Origin of the sequence: Streptomyces sp. NPDC057877 (assembly GCF_042796855.1) — a bacterium.
Taxonomy (GTDB): domain Bacteria; phylum Actinomycetota; class Actinomycetes; order Streptomycetales; family Streptomycetaceae; genus Streptomyces.
This window is the reverse complement of sequence record NZ_JBHVMS010000001.1, coordinates 429,432-445,130: the sequence shown is the minus strand read 5'-3', so window position 1 is coordinate 445,130 and position 15,699 is coordinate 429,432. Positions and strand designations below refer to the sequence as shown.

Below are 15,699 nucleotides of genomic sequence, written 5' to 3'. Positions count from 1 at the left end.
CGGGTGGGTTACTCGACGCCGAGCCCGGCGTCGTCGACCTCGTCCTTGCCCGCGGCCCGCAGGACCTCGTTCAGGGGTGTGAGGTCGTAGATGCCGCTCAGGTCGGGCTGTTCCAGCAGTCCGGCCCTGACCGCGTGGTCGGCCTGGCTGTCGAGGGTCGCGGCCAGCGGGTCGTCGAGGAACGTGACGGACTCCCACGCCGGGTCGAGGATCTCGGCGGGCAGTTCCTTGCCCGACAGCTTCTTCAGCGCCGCGTTGGCGGAGGCCTTGGCCTCCTCGGGGTTGGCGTTGATCCACTCGTTGGTCCGCACCGAGCCGCGCAGGACGGCCTCGACGACGTCCGGGTGCTCCTTGAGGAAGCTCTGCGACACGATGATGTTCGTGATCACGAACTTCTTGTCCGGCCACAGGTCGGCCTCGTCGAGCAGCACCTTCGCCCCCGCGGCGACCAGCTTGGACGCGGTCGGCTCGGGCACCCAGGCGCCGTCGACGGAGCCCGACTTGTAGGCGTCCGGCGTGACCGCGTTGTCCGTGCGGACGACGGAGACGTCACCGCCGCCGCTCTGCGCGTCGACCTTCCAGCCGCGCTCGGCGATCCAGTTGAGGAACGCCACGTCCTGGGTGTTGCCGAGCTGCGGGGTGGCGATCTTCTTGCCCCTGAGGTCGTCCAGGGTCTTGATCTTCTCCGGGTTGACGACGAGCTTCACGCCTCCGGAGGCGGAACCGCTGATGATCCGCAGGTTCTTGCCCTCGGACTTGGCGTAGCCGTTGATGGCGGGGGAGGGGCCGATCCAGCCGATGTCGATGGAGCCGGAGTTCAGCGCCTCGATCTCGGAGGGGCCCGCGTTGAAGGTCGAGGCCTTGATCGTGGTGCCGCCCAGCTCCTTCTGGAACAGCCCCTCCTGGACGCCCACCAGCGCGGTGGCGTGCGTGAGGTTGGGGAAGTAGCCGATCCGCACCTCGTCGACGGAGAGCTTCTCGGCGTCCGCCGCGACCCCGGCCCGCTCGGCGTCGTCGTCGGACTCGGCACCGTAGCCGCAGGCGGTGAGCAGGAGGGGGAGCGCGGCTATGACGGCGAGGGTGCGCAGGGTGGTGAGCGGTCGTGCGGCAGACACGGAGGTGTCCTCTCGGGGCAGGGTGACAAGGGAGGTGGGGGAAGACGCCGGACGTACGGCGCTCTGGTCGGTGAAAGGGCTCAGAGCGGGCGACAGAGGGCCGACGACATACGGCCGTGGTCGATGTGGCGGCGCGAGGTGAGCAGGGGCAGCGACCGGTTCACGCGGCTGAACGCGCTCATGTCCCCTCCACGATCCCTAGCTTTCCTACCTGATTGCTAGGGATCGTGGCAGAAGAAGGCCGCTGCCCCAAGGGGGTGTTCACATGGCGGACGCGGACGTGTCGGTTACTGAGATGACGGTGCCGTGTAGTGGGCCGCCTCGTCGCCCTCCACGACCCGGCTGAGGGCGCCGTCGACACCGGTGGGGACGTCACCCGCGACGGTCACCCGGTGCAGCAGGCGCGGCAGGTCGCCGTAGTCGTCCGGGGCGTAGTGCTGGGTGACGCGGTTGTCGAACACGACGAGGTCGCCCGGTGCCCACGCCACCCGCACGACGTTCTCCGGCCGGGTGACGTACGCCTGCAGGATGCGCAGCAGGTCCCGGGACTCGGACGGGCCGAAGCCGACGAGGCTTTGTGCGAAGCCGCCGATGAACAGCCCGCGCTCACCCGTCTCGGGGTGCACCCGGACCACCGGATGGGCGGTGCGGTACTTCCGGGAGACGAACCGCCTGCGGTGCTCGGCCGCCTTCTCGGTCTTCGGGGCGGCGTAGTCGTAGTCGTTGGTGTGTACGGCCCACAGCTTGTCCGCCAGCTCCCGCAGCGGCTCGGGCAGGTCCCGGTAGGCGGCGCCCGCGTTGGCGATGAGGGTGTTGCCGCCGTAGGGCGGGATCACGATGCCGCGCAGCGTGGACACCTTCGGGGGTGTCCGGACGAAGGTGACGTCCGTGTGCCACTGGTTGGCGCGGATGCCCTCCTCGCCGTCGACCGGCAGGATGTTCGGCTGCCCGTCGACCGAGGGGACGGTGGGGTGCGCGGTGGTGAGTTCGCCGAAGAGGGACGCGAAGCGGAGCTGGTGGGCGTCGTCCAGCCGCTGGTCGCGGAAGATCAGCGCCTTGTGTTCGAGCAGCGCGGAGTTGATCTCGGTGACGACGGCGGGGTCCAGGTCGGCGGAGAGGTCGACGCCCAGGATCTCGGCGCCGATGCGGCCACCGATCCTGCGGATGTCGAAGCCGGTGCTGGTGGTCATGTGCGGATGTCCTTTCCGGAGGTGAGCGGTGTCACGGTGTGCGGGCCGCGCGCGGCGGCCGGTTGGCGGGGCGGGGCAGTCCGTAGTGGTCGCGCAGGGTGCGGCCGGTGTACTCGGTGCGGAACAGGCCGCGTCGCTGGAGGATCGGCACGACGTGGTCGACGAAGTCCTCCAGGCCGCTCGGCAGCAGCGGCGGCATGATGTTGAAGCCGTCGGCGGCGCCCTGGGTGAACCACTCCTCCAACTGGTCGGCCACCTGCTCGGGGGTACCGGCGAACACGCGGTGGCCGCGCCCGGCGCCGAGACGGGCGATGAGTTCGCGCAGGGTGAGTCCGTCGCGACGGGCGAGTTCCGCGACGAGCGTGAAGCGGCTCTTGTTGCCGTTGATGTCCCGTTCCTCGGGGAGTTCGGGCAGCGGGCCGTCCAGCGGCAGCCCGGACAGATCGGTGCCGAGCATCCCGGAGAGCTGGGCGAGCCCGTACTCCGGAACCTGGAGTTCTGTCAGCTCCCGTTCCAGCGCGCGGGCCTCGGCCTCCGTCGAGCCGAGTACGGGGGCGATGCCGGGGAGGATCAGCAACTCGTCCTCGGTGCGGCCGTGCCGGGCCAGCCGGGACTTGAGGTCCTTGTAGAAGGACTGGCCGTCGGCGAGGGTCTGCTGGGCGGTGAAGACGGCCTCGGCCCACTGGGCGGCGAACTCCTTGCCGTCCTCGGAGGAACCCGCCTGCACCAGCAGGGGGTGACCCTGGGGGGAGCGCGGTACGTTCAGCGGGCCCCGTACCCCGAAGTACGTCCCGCGGTGGTCGATCTCCCGCACCTTGCCGGTGTCGGCGTAGACGCCGCGCTCCCGGTCGAGCAGGATCGCGTCGTCGTCCCAGCTGTCCCACAGCCTGGTGGCGACGTCGAGGAACTCCCGCGCCCGCTCGTAGCGCAGCCGGTGCTCCAGGTGTTCGTCCTGGCCGAAGTTGCGGGCCTCGTGCACGGTGCCGGAGGTGACGATGTTCCACCCGGCGCGGCCCCCGCTGAGATGGTCGAGGGAGGCGAACTTGCGGGCGGTGTGGAAGGGCTCGTTGAAGGTGGTGGAGACGGTGGCGATCAGGCCGATGTGCTCGGTGACCGCCGCCAGGGCGGACAGCAGGGTGAGCGGTTCGAAGCCGCCGAGCGCGTTGTGCCGGACGTTCCCCCACAGGGCGAGACCGTCGGCGAGGAACACCGAGTCGAGCAGACCGCGCTCGGCGGTGTGCGCGAGCTGCTGGAAGTAGCGCGGGTCGGTGACCCTTTCGGGCTGGGTCAGGGGATGTCGCCAGGCGGCGTCGTGGTGGCCTGCGTTCATCAGGAAGGCGTTGAGGTGCAGTTGCCGGGGGTTGGTCGCGGGCATGGGGTACCTCGGGGTCGGGGTCGGGGTCGGGGTCGGGGCGGGGGGCGGGCTGGGTCGGCCGGTGCCGCCGTCAGCCGTCGGTGGGCGGTCGCCAGGAGCTGAGCCGTCGCTCCACGGTCACCAGGAGCTGGTTGAAGGCCACGCCGACGGCGGAGATCGTGATGATGCCCGCGTACATCTGCGGGATCGCGAAGTTGTACTGCGAGGCGTTGACCAGATAGCCGAGGCCCGCCTTGGCGCCGATCATCTCGGCGGCGACCAGCACCAGGATGGACACCGCTCCGGCCAGCCGGATGCCGGTGAACATCACCGGGACCGACGCCGGGAGGATGACCTTCTGGAACAGCCGGGGCGCGGACAGGTCCATCGACCTGGCGAGCTTCAGCAGGGTCGGGTCGACACTGCGGACGGCGCTGATGGTGTTGAGCAGGATGGGCCAGGTGCACGCGTACACCACGATGGAGATCTTCGAGGTCTCGCCGATGCCCAGGAGCAGCACGAACACCGGCAGCAGGGCCAGCGCGGCGGTGTTGCGGAACACCTCGAGCAGCGGGCCCAGCAGGTCCGCGACCGGCCGGTACCAGCCGATCAGCAGCCCCAGCGGTACGGCGACGGCCACCGCGAGACCGAATCCGCTGAACGACCGCACCAGGCTGGCGCGCGCGTTGTCGGCGAGCTGTCCGTCGGCGAGCAGCCCCCACCAGGCGCGGGCGACCTCGCTGAAGGGCGGCAGGAAGGTCCGGTCGACCAGGCCGAGCCGCGGTGCCGTCTCCCACAGCAGCAGCAGGGCGACGATCGCCGCGGACCTGACCACCGCGTTCAGCAGCAGGTACGGCAGTCGGCGGACCGCCCGGCGCGGATACGGCGCCACGGTGCCGGGCCGGGCCGACCGGGCGGACGCGGCGGGGGCTTCGGGGGAGGCGGTCGGGGCGTGCTCCGTGGGCCTCCCGGTGGCCGTGCTCGTGGTGCCGCTCATGCGGAAGCCCTCTCCTTCTCCAGCTGTTCCTTCTCCCACCGCTGGGCCCTGGCGACCTCGTCGTGCAGCAGTGACCAGACCCGGTGCCGGTACCGGGCGAACTCGGGGCTGGAGCGGACGTCGTCCGTCGTCGTGCGCGACCCCAGGTCGACCGGTACGACCTGCTTGATGCGACCCGGCCCGGACGTCATCACGGCGACGCGTTGCCCCAGGTAGACGGCCTCGTCGATGCCGTGCGTGATGAAGACGACGGTCTTGCCGGTGCGCTGCCAGACACGCAGCAGTTCGTCCTGGAGCGATTCCCGGGTCTGCGCGTCGAGCGCGGCGAACGGCTCGTCCATGAGGAGCACGTCGGGGTCGTAGGCGAGGCTGCGGGCGATCGCCACCCGCTGGCGCATCCCGCCGGACAGCTCGTGCGGATGACGGTCCTCGAACCCCGAGAGGCCCACGAGGTCCAGGAACTCCCTGGCACGTGCGGCACGGTGCCGCCGGGGGACGCCGGTGGCCTCCAGCCCGAACTCGACGTTGCCCCGCGCCGTGCGCCACGGCAGCAGCGCGTACTGCTGGAAGACGACGCCCCGGTCAAGTCCCGGCCCGGTGACGGGCCGACCGTCCAGCAGGACCCGTCCGCTGGTGGGCCGCGTGAGGCCGCCGAGCAGATCCAGCAGGGTCGACTTGCCGCAGCCGCTGGGGCCGACCAGGACGGTGAACTCGCCGTCCGCCATCTCCAGGTCGATGCCGTCGAGGGCGACGAACCGGGTGCCGTGCCGGTCCCCCGGACGGTCCTTGACGGTGAACTCCTTGCGGACGTCCGCGAACACGATTCTGGGTGTACTGGTATCCGGCATGGCGTCAGCTCCGGCTCGTCGAGGGGGAAGTCGAAGGGGAAGTCGAAGGGGAAGTCGAAGGGGAAGTCGAGGGGGAAGTCGAAGGGGAAGTCGAAGGGGAGGTCGAGGGGGAAGTCGAAGGGGTTGGATTGACCGAAGGCGTGGCGTTGAATTCGTTGGTGTACAGGTCCGACGCCGTGACCCGCCCCTTCTCGATGTCACCGCGGTCGGCCAGCCAGTCGATCCACAACTGGAGTTCGTCCTCGGCGATCCGGCCCGCCGTTCCGGAGACGCCGTAGGACCGCCAGTACTTCAGCGGCTCGGTGTCCTCGTTGCGATTCCGCCCGCGCACGATGTCCGTCATCCGGGCGACGACCTCTTCGCGCGGTGTGGCCCGGGACCATTCGATGGCCTTTCCGACGCCGGTGACGAAGGTGCTGGCCGTGTCGGGGTTCCGTTCGAGAAAGCGGTTCGTCATGACATAGGTGCCCGCGCTGAAGGAGCCCAGGAGCTGGTGGTCCGTGAACAGCGGGCGTATGCCTCCGGCCGCCAGTGCCTTGTCCCGCAGAACGCCGCCGAGCACGGCCACGTCGATCTGTTTCTGGCGCAGTGTCTGTTCGGTGTTGACCGGTGGCACCACCAGGGGTTCCACCTTGTCGATGTCCGCCCGGGACAGCCCACCGCGTCGCAGGTAGATGTCGAGCATCGCCTCGGAGTGGGCGCCGAGCGTGTTCATCCCGACCTTCTTGCCGAGCAGGTCCGCGGCCGAGCGCAGGGGGCTGTCCTCGAGGACGTAGAAGCCGTTGTAGGCGTACCGGTCGGAGCCGTAGTAGCTGATGACCGCTGTCACGGGGGCGTTGTTCGCGGCCAGTTTGACGACCGCGCCGTTGAACGCGCCGCCGAAGTCGGTCTGTCCGGTGGCCGCGGACTGGATGTCCTGTGGCCCGCTGATCGTGTTGCCGACCCACTCGAGCCGCACGTCCTCCAGGAAGCCGAGGTCCGCGGCCAGTTCCGGCGGGGTGACCTGGCCCGCCCAGCCCTGGTAGCGCAGCGTCTTGGTCCGGCCCGCGCCGGACGCGGCCCCGGTCGCGGCCGTGCCGCAGCCCACGGCCACCGTCGAGAGTCCGAGCAGGGTGAGGAACTGACGTCGTGAGGCTGCCGTCGTGGCCATGGAAAGGTCTTTCTGTTCGAGAAGAATGGCGAGAAGGATGTCGAGAACTGTGACGGGGAGGGTTTAGGAGGATGGTGAAAAAGGGTCGGGAAATCCGTGGCTTCCGGCGCGGGCGTTCGCGAAGTCGCGCGCGGCGCCGTTTTCCCGTTCCCGGATTGATCAGAAAGCGTTGCAGCGCACCCCGGCCGGGTCAATATCGATCGGGTGGACTTAGCGTGTTCTCCATCGCGCGACATACGACCGAAGTACGGCGTTCACAATGCGCGCGCGGGGAATTGGCTCAGGCGGGCAGGACGAACGGCGGGTGGGTGCCGTTGAGGAAGTAGTCGCCGACATCGCGGACACGAGGGGCGACGGGCTCGTACAGGGTGTGGGTGCGGGCGTTGCGCCAGAAGCGGTCGAAGCCCAGCCGCGCGGAGGCGGAGCGGGCGCCGATGACGTCGAGGGCGCGGGCGGTGGACTCCTGGGCGGCCCGGGAGGCCGCGGCCTCGGCCATGGCGACCAGCACGGAGACGTCGGCGTACTCGTCGAAGGTGAGATCCGCACCGCGGGCGAGCCCGTCGCGCACGGCCGCCACCGCCTGTGCGGCGAGCGCGGACGCGGCGCGGGTGAGGACGGTCAGTTCCCCGTAGGCGGTCAGCACGTGTGGTTCCTGCGCGGCGCCGACGGGCCCGGCGGGGTGCCGTGGGAGGTGCCCCGCCCGGCGGTACTCGCGGGCCTCGGCGAGCACTCCCTCGGCCATGCCGAGCAGCACCTGCACGGGCACCAGCCGCCCGACCGGGGACGCCAGGGCGGCACCGGGTGACAGGGCGTCCTCGTCCACGGCCAGGGAGCCGAGTACGTCGTCGGCGGCGACCGGCACGGCGTGGAACTCCACGCTCCCGCCGCCCGCGAGCCGCTGGCCGAAGGCGTCGCCGTCGCCGTCGCCGTCGCCGTCGACGCGCACACCGCGTGCGGCGGTGTCGACGGCGACGGCGACGGGTTCACCGGTGTCGGCGCGCACGGCCCGCACGGCGAGCCGGTCGGCGACCGCGACCCCGGCCGGATGGCTCTGCCGACCGTCGAGCACCTGCCCACCGGGCGTCCTGACCAGCGTCAACGGGGGTTCCTGCCGCGCGAGACCGCCGCCCCAGCACCACTGCTCCGCCACGGACCGCCGCTCCAGCCGCGCGGCGAGCGCCGGTTCGGCGAAGAACCGGGCGCTTGACGACAGGAAGTAGTGACAGCCCAGCAGTTGACCGATCGCCCCGTCCGCCGCGGCGATCTCCCGGACCACGGCGAGGGCCGTGGGCCAGTCCGCGCCGCCGCCCCCGGTCCCGGCCGGGGCCAGGAGCGTCAGCAGTCCGGCCTCGCGCAGCCGGGACAGCTCGTCGAACGGGGCCTTCCCCGCCTGTTCCCTCGCCGCCGCGTCCGTGGCCAGGTCGTCCGCCGCCTCGCGGGCCGTGCGCAGCCAGTGCGCGGGTCCCGGCCCGGTCGGAGCGGAGTCCTCGGCGGGGCGGGACGGCGCGGCGGCTACGCCCATGGCGGCGGTCTCCTCGGGATCGGCTCAGGAGCGGCCGGGCAGCGCGGTCCCGGGAGCCGACTGCGGCCCGGGCACGTACTTGTAGCCCACGCGCCGCACGGTGACGATCCGGTGCCGGTGCGCCCGGCCCAGCTTCTGGCGCAGCCGGGCGATGTGGACGTCCACGGTGCGGCCGTCGCCGATGTGGTCGTAGCCCCAGACGGCGGCGACCAGTTGCTCTCGGGAGTGGACGCGGTGGGGGTGCAGCACGAGGTGCGTCAGCAGCTCGAACTCCAGGTAGGTGAGGTCGAGTTCATGTCCGTCGACCTCGGCGACATGCCGCGCGGGGTCGATGCGGACGACGTCGTCACCGGTGGTCCGCCGGTCGGCGGCCGGGGCGGTGGGGGAGATCGGCCGGAACTCGGGGCGCGGGGCGTCCTTGACGAAGAGTTCGGCCAGGTCGGTGCCCTCGGGGACGAGCACGAGATAGCCGACGAGCGGAGTGGCGGGGTGTCCCTCGGTGCGGCCGGGGGCGGTGTCGCCGCCCACCAGACGAAGGTGGCGTGGGGTGGTCTCTTGCGGAAGTGCCGTGGTCATGGCGGTTGTCCCTCAGGAAGTGGTGTCGGGCCGTCGGACGCGGGGCGTCAGGCGCGACAGCAGGCGGCACTGACGACGTGACCAAAGTCGACATGCCGACGACGAACGAGCCGCTGCTGCGTGTGGGACATGTGCATCATCCTGCGCGGCGCCGCGAGGCACCGTCAAGACTTTCCTAGTAACCAGGTAGGAAAAGTGGGGAAGGTGGTCGACCTGGCTTGACGAACCGCGGCACGTACTGCTCAATGGACCGCATGAACGCCCGGCAGCGCCTTTTCTCGCGCCACCACATCGACCTCGGTCGCGTGTGGTCCGCCGCGTGTCGCGTCTGACCCCGTAGCGGGCTCTCCTCACTTCTCCTCATTTCTCCTCCCTTCTCCGCCGCCCGTGCGGCGGGTCGCGGCCCCCCTCTTCCTTCCCCCCTGCGGTGCGCCGGTGCCGTCGCGAGTCTCGACGGCCCGGTACCGGCGCCGCGCGAACGCGGTCCGTGCGCCCGACGCCGCTCCCCGGTTCCACCCCACACCCCTGAAAGGTCCCGCATGGCCACCGTCCTGTCCGTCTCCGGCAGCCCTTCTGCCACCTCCCGCACCGCCCGGCTGCTGCGCCATCTGGACGTCCGGCTCGCCGCACAGGGCCATGAGGTGATCCCGCTCGACGTGCGCACCCTGCCGTCCGAGCCCCTGTTGCACGCCGACTTCGGCCACCCGGCGATCGCCCGGGCCACCGCCCTGTTCGAGCGGGCCGACGGGATCGTCATCGGCACCCCCGTCTACAAGGCCGCCTACTCCGGGCTGCTGAAGTCCCTGCTGGACCTGCTCCCGCAGTACGCGCTGGTGGGCAAGACCGTGCTGCCGCTGGCCACCGGCGGCACCACCGCGCACGTCCTGGCCATCGACTACGCCCTGCGTCCCGTGCTGAACTCCATGGGCCCCGCGCACATCACACCCGGCTGGTTCACGCTCGACAAGGACATCACGGTGGGCGAGGACGGCTCGCTGACCCTCGCGCCGGGACCCGCCGAGGCCCTGGCCCAGGTCACCGACGTGTTCTCCCGCGCCCTCGGCGGTACGGCGCTGCTGGCGGCCACCGGATGAGCGGCGCGGTCAGAGCCGGTCGTCGCCGTCCAGGAAGGTGCGCAGCACCTCGATGTCGCCGATCTTCGACGGCTCCACCCGGCGCGGATCGTCCCCCAGGACCACCAGGTCGGCCCGCCTGCCCGGGGTGAGGCTGCCGGTCTCGGACTCCCAGTGGCAGGCGCGGGCGGCGTCGGTGGTGTAGGCGCGCAGGGCCTCGTCGACGGTGACGGCCTCGGCGGGGCCGATGATCCGGCCCGACAGGGACGCGCGCTCGACCATGAACTGGATGGCGCGCAGCGGGGCGCCGTCGGCGACCGGGCGGTCCGAGCTGGCGACGAGGGGGACGCCGTGGTCGAGGAAGGCCCGGCCGCGGTAGAGCCAGTCGGCGCGGTCCGCACCCAGCACCGTGGCGTAGTCGTCGCCGTAGTGGCGCAGGAAGCTGGGCTGGACGACGGCGGTGACGCCCAGGGCGGCGAACCGGGGGAGCTGGTCCGGGCGGACCAGGCCCGCGTGTTCGACGCGGTGCCGGGCGTCGGGGCGGGGGGCCCGGCGCTGGGCCGTCTCCAGGGCGTCGAGGGCGACGTCCACGGCCCGGTCGCCGATGGCGTGCACCGCCAGCTGCCAGCCCGCCAGGTGTCCGGCCACGATCGTCTCGGTCAACGCCTCGGGGGTGTCCTGGAGTTCGCCCGAGGAGCCGGAGCCGTCGCTGTAGGGGGCGGTGAGGGCCGCCGTACGGGCCATCATCCCGCCGTCCGTGAACACCTTGAGCGCGCCCAGGGAGAGTCGGCCCTCGCCGAAGCCGGTGCGCAGGCCCAGGTCGATCGCCCGGCTCGTGGTGTCCTCCGGGGCCGCGGTCACCGGGTGCAGGGCGTCGGCAGCCACCATCAGGCGCACCCGCAGCGGCAGTCGGCCGGTCTCGTGGGCGCGTTGGTAGGCGGCGGCCTCCACCGGGGTGCGGCCGAAGAGTCTGCCGCCGACCCCCGCCTCCGCGCAGGCCGTGATGCCCTCGGCCCGGCAGGTCAGGGCGGCCCGCTCGATCGCCCCGGCGAGTTCGGCGAGGGAGTGCGGCGGCCGGGTGCGCAGCGCCGCGCCCATCGCGCCCTCGGCGAGGAAGCCGTCCGGGCGGCCGACGGCGGGGGCGCCCTCCAGGACCGCCGAGTTGACCAGGCAGGCGTGGCCCGACAGATGGCCCAGGAACACCTTGCGCCCGGCGCTCACCGCGTCGAGGTCCGCCGCCGTCACAGGGCGGTCGAGGGTGCGCTGGTCGTAGCCGCCGAAGTCCAGCCAGGCGCCCTCGGGGGACCCGGCGACCGCCTGGGCCACCACCCGCAGGACGTCGTCGGCCCGTTGGCAGGGGGCGACGCTCGGGGCGGCGGCCTTCAGACCCGTCCAGGTCAGGTGCACATGCGGGTCGATGAAGCCGGGCAGCACCACGGCCCCGTCCAGGTCCAGGGTGCGCCGGGCGGGCAGGCCCGCGACCTCCTCGTCCAGGCCGACGATCCGGCCGTGCCAGACGCCCAGTTCGCGGGCGGTCGGGCGGGCCGGGTCCATGGTGAGGACACGGGCGTTGGTGATCCTCGTATCGAGCACGGCCAGATCCTTCCGTTCCCCCGGGTCCTGCGGGCGAGTGGCTGGCACACCACGGCCGGGTGTGGTTTGGTAAGCCTAACCTAATGGGGGTTGGGGTGGCTGAACCTTCCGACTCCGCCCGCCAGTTGGCCGTATGGGCCGATGGTGTGCTGGAGCGCGTCGACGCGCAAGAGGATCTCGACCGACGGCTGAGCGCCGCCCTCGGGCGGACGCCGGACCTGGGTGAGGAGACCCTTGCCCGGATGGCGGAGGCCGTGCGCGCGGCGGCCTGTGGACTCGGCCCCGCCGGATGCGCGCTGGCCGCCGGGGTCTCCGAGCGGCTGCTCACCGGCTGGGAGGAGCGGGAGCCCGCCTTCGCCGCCGCCATGAGCGCCGCCCGCAGACTGGGCCGCACCCGGGCCCACCTGGTCCGGGGCGCGCCGCCCGCGCTCACCCCGTACACCCTGCGGGTGCTGCTCAAGGGCGTGCGCGAAGGCGTGCCGAACGCCTCCGTCGCCGCGCTCGTCGGACTGTCCGTGCGCGCGCTGTACCGGGTGCGCCGGGAACGCCCCGAGGTGGCCGCGCTGCTGCTCGCCGCGCGGCGGGCGCGGCCCCGGAAGGGGGAGCGGCGCTACCGGCTCGTGCGGGTCGGGGACGGCCCACCGGAGAAGTGACCTTTCCTCAGTCGCCTTGCGGCGCAGGGGGTCTGGTCCGCGTCGGCAATTGTAGTTAGCCTTACCTAAGTCTGTGGGCGCCGTGATCGTGCGCTGTGACTCCCCGTCCGGAGGGATGCGTGAGAAAAGCGGACCCGTCGGGGCGGCACGTCCTGCGACAGGCGGTCGGCGGACAGCGCCGTGACATCACGGTCGGCGCCGTGACCGGCATGGGCCACCAGGCGGGCGAGGCCCTCGTGCCCGTCCTCATCGGCGTGGCCATCGACCGGGGCGTGGCGGCCGACGACCTGCCCGTCCTGCTGCTGTGGCTCGGCGTCCTCGCCGTCGTCTACGTCGGACTCTCCTACGGCTTCCGCATCGGCGCCCGCGCCGGTGAACGCGCCTCCGTCACCGCCGCGCACGAACTGCGCGCCCGGCTGACCGGCCGGGTCCTCGCCCCCGAGGGCGGCGCCGACCACGGGCGGCTGCCCGGCGAACTCGCCAACATCGCCACCGAGGACGCCCGCCGGGTGGGCGCCGTCGCCATGGCCGTCGTCGTCGCCGTCTCCGCCACGGCGGGCCTGCTGGTCGGCGCGGTCGTGTTGTTACGGGTGTCCGTGCCGCTCGGCCTGCTCGTCCTGCTGGGCACCCCGCTGCTGCTGTGGCTCGGCCACCTCCTCGGCAGACCCCTGGAGCACCGCAGCGCCACCGAACAGGAACGCGCGGGCCACGCCTCCGGCATCGCCGCCGACCTGGTCGCCGGACTGCGGGTGCTCAAGGGCATCGGCGCCGAGTCCGCCGCCGTCACCCGCTACCGGCGCATCAGCCAGGACTCCCTGTCCGCCACCCTGCGCGCCGCCCGCGCCGAGGCCTGGCAGAAGGGCGTCGTCGCCATCCTCACCGGCGCCTTCCTCGCCCTGGTGGCCCTCGTCGGCGGACGGCTCGCCGCCCAGGGCGACATCAGCCTCGGCGAACTCGTCTCCTCCGTCGGCCTCGCCCTCTTCCTCATCGGCCCGCTCTCCGAGTTCGCCTGGGTCAACGCCGAACTCGCCCAGGGCCGCGCCTCCGCCGCCCACATCGCCGCAGTCCTCGACGCCGAGGACGCGGTGCCGCCCGGACCGCCCCCCACCGACCGTCACTTCACCGGCCGGGTCCACCTGCGCGCCCTGTCCTACGGCACCCTGCGCGGCGTCGGCCTCGACATCGCCCCCGGCGAGACCGTCGGCGTCGTCACCACCGACCCCGCCGACGCCGACGCCCTGCTGCGCCTCCTCGCTCGCCGCGCCGATCCCGACGACGGCACGGTGGAACTCGACGGCACACCGCTGACCGACCTGCCCCTGACGGACGTACGCGCCGCGATCCTGGTCGCCGCACACGACGCGGACCTGTTCGAGGGGACGCTGCTGGAGAACGTCACCGCGGCGGCAGCACCGCGGAAGGTGCCCGCCGCCCTGGCCGCCGCGAGCGCCGACGAGGTCGTCCGGGCCCTGCCGGACGGCGCGGACACGCAGGTCGGCTCCGGCGGGCGCTCGCTCTCCGGCGGCCAGCGGCAACGCGTCGCCCTCGCCCGCGCGTTGGCCGCCGATCCGCCCGTCCTCGTCGCCCATGAACCCGCCACCGCCGTCGACGCCGTGACCGAGTCCCAGATCGCCGCCGGGATCAGGGCCGTACGCACCGGACGCACCACCGTCCTGGTCACCAACAGCCCCGCCCTGCTCGCCGCGACCGACCGGGTCGTCCTCCTCGCCGGTGGCCGGGTCGCCGCCACCGGCGAGCACCAGCGGCTCCTCCACGAGTGCGCGGACTACCGGACGGTGGTGCTCACATGACCGCGAAGGCCCCCGGTGAGCCCACCCTGCTCCCCGTAGCCACCCCCACCCGCACCCGCGCCGCCGTCGCCGAACTCCTGCGCCCGCAGCGGAGACCGGCCCTCACCGCCGTCACCGTCATGGCCGTCGCCACCGCCGTCGGCCTGCTGACGCAGCCGCTGCTCGGCCGGATCGTCGACGAGGTCGCCGAGGGCGAGGGCTCCGCCGACGCCGTCACCGTCATCGCGGCACTGCTGCTGGCCGTCGCCGTGGCGCAGGGCCTGACCACCGGATGGGGGCTGTCGCTCGTCTCCCGGCTGGGGGAGACCACCCTGGCCCGGATGCGGGAGCGGTTCGTCGAGCGGGCGCTGCACCTGCCGCTGGACCGGGTCGAGAAGGCCGGGGCCGGGGACCTGACCGCCCGGGTCACCGCCGATGTGTCGCTGATCGCGGAGGCCGTGCGCAACGCCCTCCCCGAGCTGGTCCGGTCCGCCCTCGCCATCGTCCTCACGCTCGGCGCGATGGCCCTGCTCGACTGGCGGTTCCTGCTCGCCGCGCTGATCGCCGTACCCGTACAGGCCGCCACCGCCCGCTGGTACGTCGCCCGCGCCGTCCCCCTCTACGCCGCACAGCGCGTCGCGGGCAGCGCACAGCAGCAGCAACTCCTCGACACCGTCGCGGGCAGCTCCACCGTGCGCGCGCTGCGGCTGGAGGCCGAGCACACCGAGCGGGTCACCGAACGGTCCCGGTCGCTGGTCGAGTTGACCATGCGCGGCGTCCGGCTCGTCCTCGGGTTCTACGCCCGGCTGCACATCGCCGAGTACCTCGGTCTCGCCGCCGTCCTGGCCACCGGCTACTGGCTGGTCCGGCAGGGCTCCGCGTCCCTCGGCACGGCGACCGCCGCCGCCCTGTACTTCCACAGCCTGTTCACCCCGGTCAACGCCGCCCTCGCGCTGCTCGACGACGCCCAGTCGGCCGGTGCCAGCCTCGCCCGCCTCGTCGGCGTCGCCGACCAGCCCCCACCGCCCGCCGGACGCGCCGCACCGGACGGCACCGGCATCACCGTACGAGGAGTCGGCCACGCCTACCGCCCCGGCCACCCCGTGCTGCACGACGTCGACCTCACCGTCCGGCCCGGCGAACGCGTCGCCCTCGTCGGCGCCAGCGGCGCGGGCAAGACCACCCTCGCCCGGCTCGTCGCGGGCATCCACGCCCCGACCACCGGCACCGTCCTGATCGGCGGCGTCCCCCCGGCCGACCTGACCCCCCGCACCGTCGCCCTGATCACCCAGGAGACCCATGTCTTCGCGGGCCCCCTCGCCGACGACCTCCGCCTCGCGCGCCCCGACGCCACCGACGACGAACTGCGCGCCGCCCTCGACCGCGTCGACGCCCTCGCCTGGGCCGACGCCCTGCCCGACGGTCTCGCCACCGTGGTCGGCGAGGGCGGCCACCGGATCAGCGGCGAACGCGTCCAGGCCCTCGCCCTGGCCCGGCTGATCCTCGCCGACCCGCCCGTGGTGATCCTCGACGAGGCCACCGCCGAGGCGGGCAGCGCCGGGGCCCGCGCCCTGGAGAAGGCCGTCGCCCGCGCCGTCGACGGCCGCACCGCGCTGATCGTCGCCCACCGCCTCAGCCAGGCCGCCGCGGCCGACCGCGTCGTCGTCCTGGACGCGGGCCGCGTCGTCGAGAACGGCACCCACGACGAACTCCGCGCCGCGGACGGCCCCTACGCCGCCCTCTGGCACGCCTGGTCGGACACCCGCACCCCCTGACGCCCCCCACGGCCACCCCCCGCACCACCCGGCACCACAGGAACCCGAAACGAAGGACCACCG

The 15,699-nt window shown here is 72.8% G+C and carries 13 protein-coding genes; 4 read left to right on the top strand and 9 right to left on the bottom strand.

All coding sequences use genetic code 11. The features are described from left to right. Positions 1–8 precede the first annotated feature (8 nt). From ACFVQG_RS01955 to ACFVQG_RS01920, 8 genes are all read right to left on the bottom strand, one after another. Entirely contained in the window at positions 9–1,115 is a 1,107-nt protein-coding gene (locus tag ACFVQG_RS01955; RefSeq protein WP_383375710.1) for an ABC transporter substrate-binding protein, read from the bottom strand. Positions 1,116–1,402: 287 nt separating this feature from the next. Further along, the gene (locus ACFVQG_RS01950; RefSeq protein WP_383375707.1) at positions 1,403–2,305 is read right to left on the bottom strand and encodes a TauD/TfdA dioxygenase family protein; all 903 of its coding nucleotides are present in this window, start codon (positions 2,303–2,305) and stop codon (positions 1,403–1,405) included. A 31-nt stretch (positions 2,306–2,336) separates the two neighbouring features. Then, complete coding sequence (locus ACFVQG_RS01945; RefSeq protein ID WP_383375704.1) at positions 2,337–3,680, bottom strand: LLM class flavin-dependent oxidoreductase; 1,344 nt, start codon at positions 3,678–3,680, stop codon at positions 2,337–2,339. A 70-nt stretch (positions 3,681–3,750) separates the two neighbouring features. After that, entirely contained in the window at positions 3,751–4,656 is a 906-nt protein-coding gene (locus ACFVQG_RS01940) for an ABC transporter permease (protein ID WP_383375699.1), read from the bottom strand. After that, positions 4,653–5,504, bottom strand: coding sequence for an ABC transporter ATP-binding protein (locus tag ACFVQG_RS01935; protein ID WP_383375697.1), 852 nt, complete (start codon positions 5,502–5,504; stop codon positions 4,653–4,655). The genes ACFVQG_RS01940 and ACFVQG_RS01935 overlap by 4 nt, the downstream gene beginning before the upstream one ends. A gap of 4 nt (positions 5,505–5,508) precedes the next feature. Next, positions 5,509–6,654, bottom strand: a complete 1,146-nt coding sequence (locus ACFVQG_RS01930; protein ID WP_383375695.1) for an ABC transporter substrate-binding protein — start codon at positions 6,652–6,654, stop codon at positions 5,509–5,511. 280 nt (positions 6,655–6,934) lie between these two features. Then, positions 6,935–8,176, bottom strand: a complete 1,242-nt coding sequence (locus ACFVQG_RS01925; RefSeq protein WP_383375693.1) for an acyl-CoA dehydrogenase family protein — start codon at positions 8,174–8,176, stop codon at positions 6,935–6,937. Positions 8,177–8,200: 24 nt separating this feature from the next. Next, entirely contained in the window at positions 8,201–8,752 is a 552-nt protein-coding gene (locus ACFVQG_RS01920) for a winged helix-turn-helix domain-containing protein (RefSeq protein WP_383375691.1), read from the bottom strand. Positions 8,753–9,291: 539 nt separating this feature from the next. Here ACFVQG_RS01920 and ssuE point away from each other — a divergent pair. Then, the gene (gene ssuE / locus ACFVQG_RS01915; protein WP_383375689.1) at positions 9,292–9,846 is read left to right on the top strand and encodes an NADPH-dependent FMN reductase; all 555 of its coding nucleotides are present in this window, start codon (positions 9,292–9,294) and stop codon (positions 9,844–9,846) included. A 9-nt stretch (positions 9,847–9,855) separates the two neighbouring features. Here ssuE and ACFVQG_RS01910 read toward each other — a convergent pair whose 3' ends face one another. Further along, positions 9,856–11,418: an amidohydrolase gene (locus ACFVQG_RS01910; RefSeq protein WP_383375687.1), complete on the bottom strand. Its 1,563-nt coding sequence runs from the start codon at positions 11,416–11,418 to the stop codon at positions 9,856–9,858. 95 nt (positions 11,419–11,513) lie between these two features. Here ACFVQG_RS01910 and ACFVQG_RS01905 point away from each other — a divergent pair, with 95 nt between their 5' ends. The 3 genes from ACFVQG_RS01905 (at position 11,514) to ACFVQG_RS01895 (ending at position 15,636) form a co-directional block, all read left to right on the top strand. Then, positions 11,514–12,071, top strand: a complete 558-nt coding sequence (locus tag ACFVQG_RS01905; RefSeq protein WP_383375685.1) for a hypothetical protein — start codon at positions 11,514–11,516, stop codon at positions 12,069–12,071. A 119-nt stretch (positions 12,072–12,190) separates the two neighbouring features. Further along, positions 12,191–13,882: an ABC transporter transmembrane domain-containing protein gene (locus tag ACFVQG_RS01900; protein WP_383375683.1), complete on the top strand. Its 1,692-nt coding sequence runs from the start codon at positions 12,191–12,193 to the stop codon at positions 13,880–13,882. Further along, on the top strand, positions 13,879–15,636 hold the full coding sequence (locus tag ACFVQG_RS01895; RefSeq protein ID WP_383375681.1) for an ABC transporter ATP-binding protein: 1,758 nt from the start codon (positions 13,879–13,881) through the stop codon (positions 15,634–15,636). The genes ACFVQG_RS01900 and ACFVQG_RS01895 overlap by 4 nt, the downstream gene beginning before the upstream one ends. Positions 15,637–15,699 lie beyond the last annotated feature (63 nt).

Bases quoted from the DNA above. Each gene is read 5' to 3' on its own strand.
- ACFVQG_RS01950 (WP_383375707.1), bottom strand. From the start codon at position 2,305: ATGACCACCAGCACCGGCTTCGACATCCGCAGGATCGGTGGCCGCATC.
- ACFVQG_RS01945 (WP_383375704.1), bottom strand. From the start codon at position 3,680: ATGCCCGCGACCAACCCCCGGCAACTGCACCTCAACGCCTTCCTGATG.
- ACFVQG_RS01940 (WP_383375699.1), bottom strand. From the start codon at position 4,656: ATGAGCGGCACCACGAGCACGGCCACCGGGAGGCCCACGGAGCACGCC.
- ACFVQG_RS01935 (WP_383375697.1), bottom strand. From the start codon at position 5,504: ATGCCGGATACCAGTACACCCAGAATCGTGTTCGCGGACGTCCGCAAG.
- ACFVQG_RS01930 (WP_383375695.1), bottom strand. From the start codon at position 6,654: ATGGCCACGACGGCAGCCTCACGACGTCAGTTCCTCACCCTGCTCGGA.
- ACFVQG_RS01925 (WP_383375693.1), bottom strand. From the start codon at position 8,176: ATGGGCGTAGCCGCCGCGCCGTCCCGCCCCGCCGAGGACTCCGCTCCG.
- ACFVQG_RS01920 (WP_383375691.1), bottom strand. From the start codon at position 8,752: ATGACCACGGCACTTCCGCAAGAGACCACCCCACGCCACCTTCGTCTG.
- ssuE (WP_383375689.1), top strand. From the start codon at position 9,292: ATGGCCACCGTCCTGTCCGTCTCCGGCAGCCCTTCTGCCACCTCCCGC.
- ACFVQG_RS01895 (WP_383375681.1), top strand. From the start codon at position 13,879: ATGACCGCGAAGGCCCCCGGTGAGCCCACCCTGCTCCCCGTAGCCACC.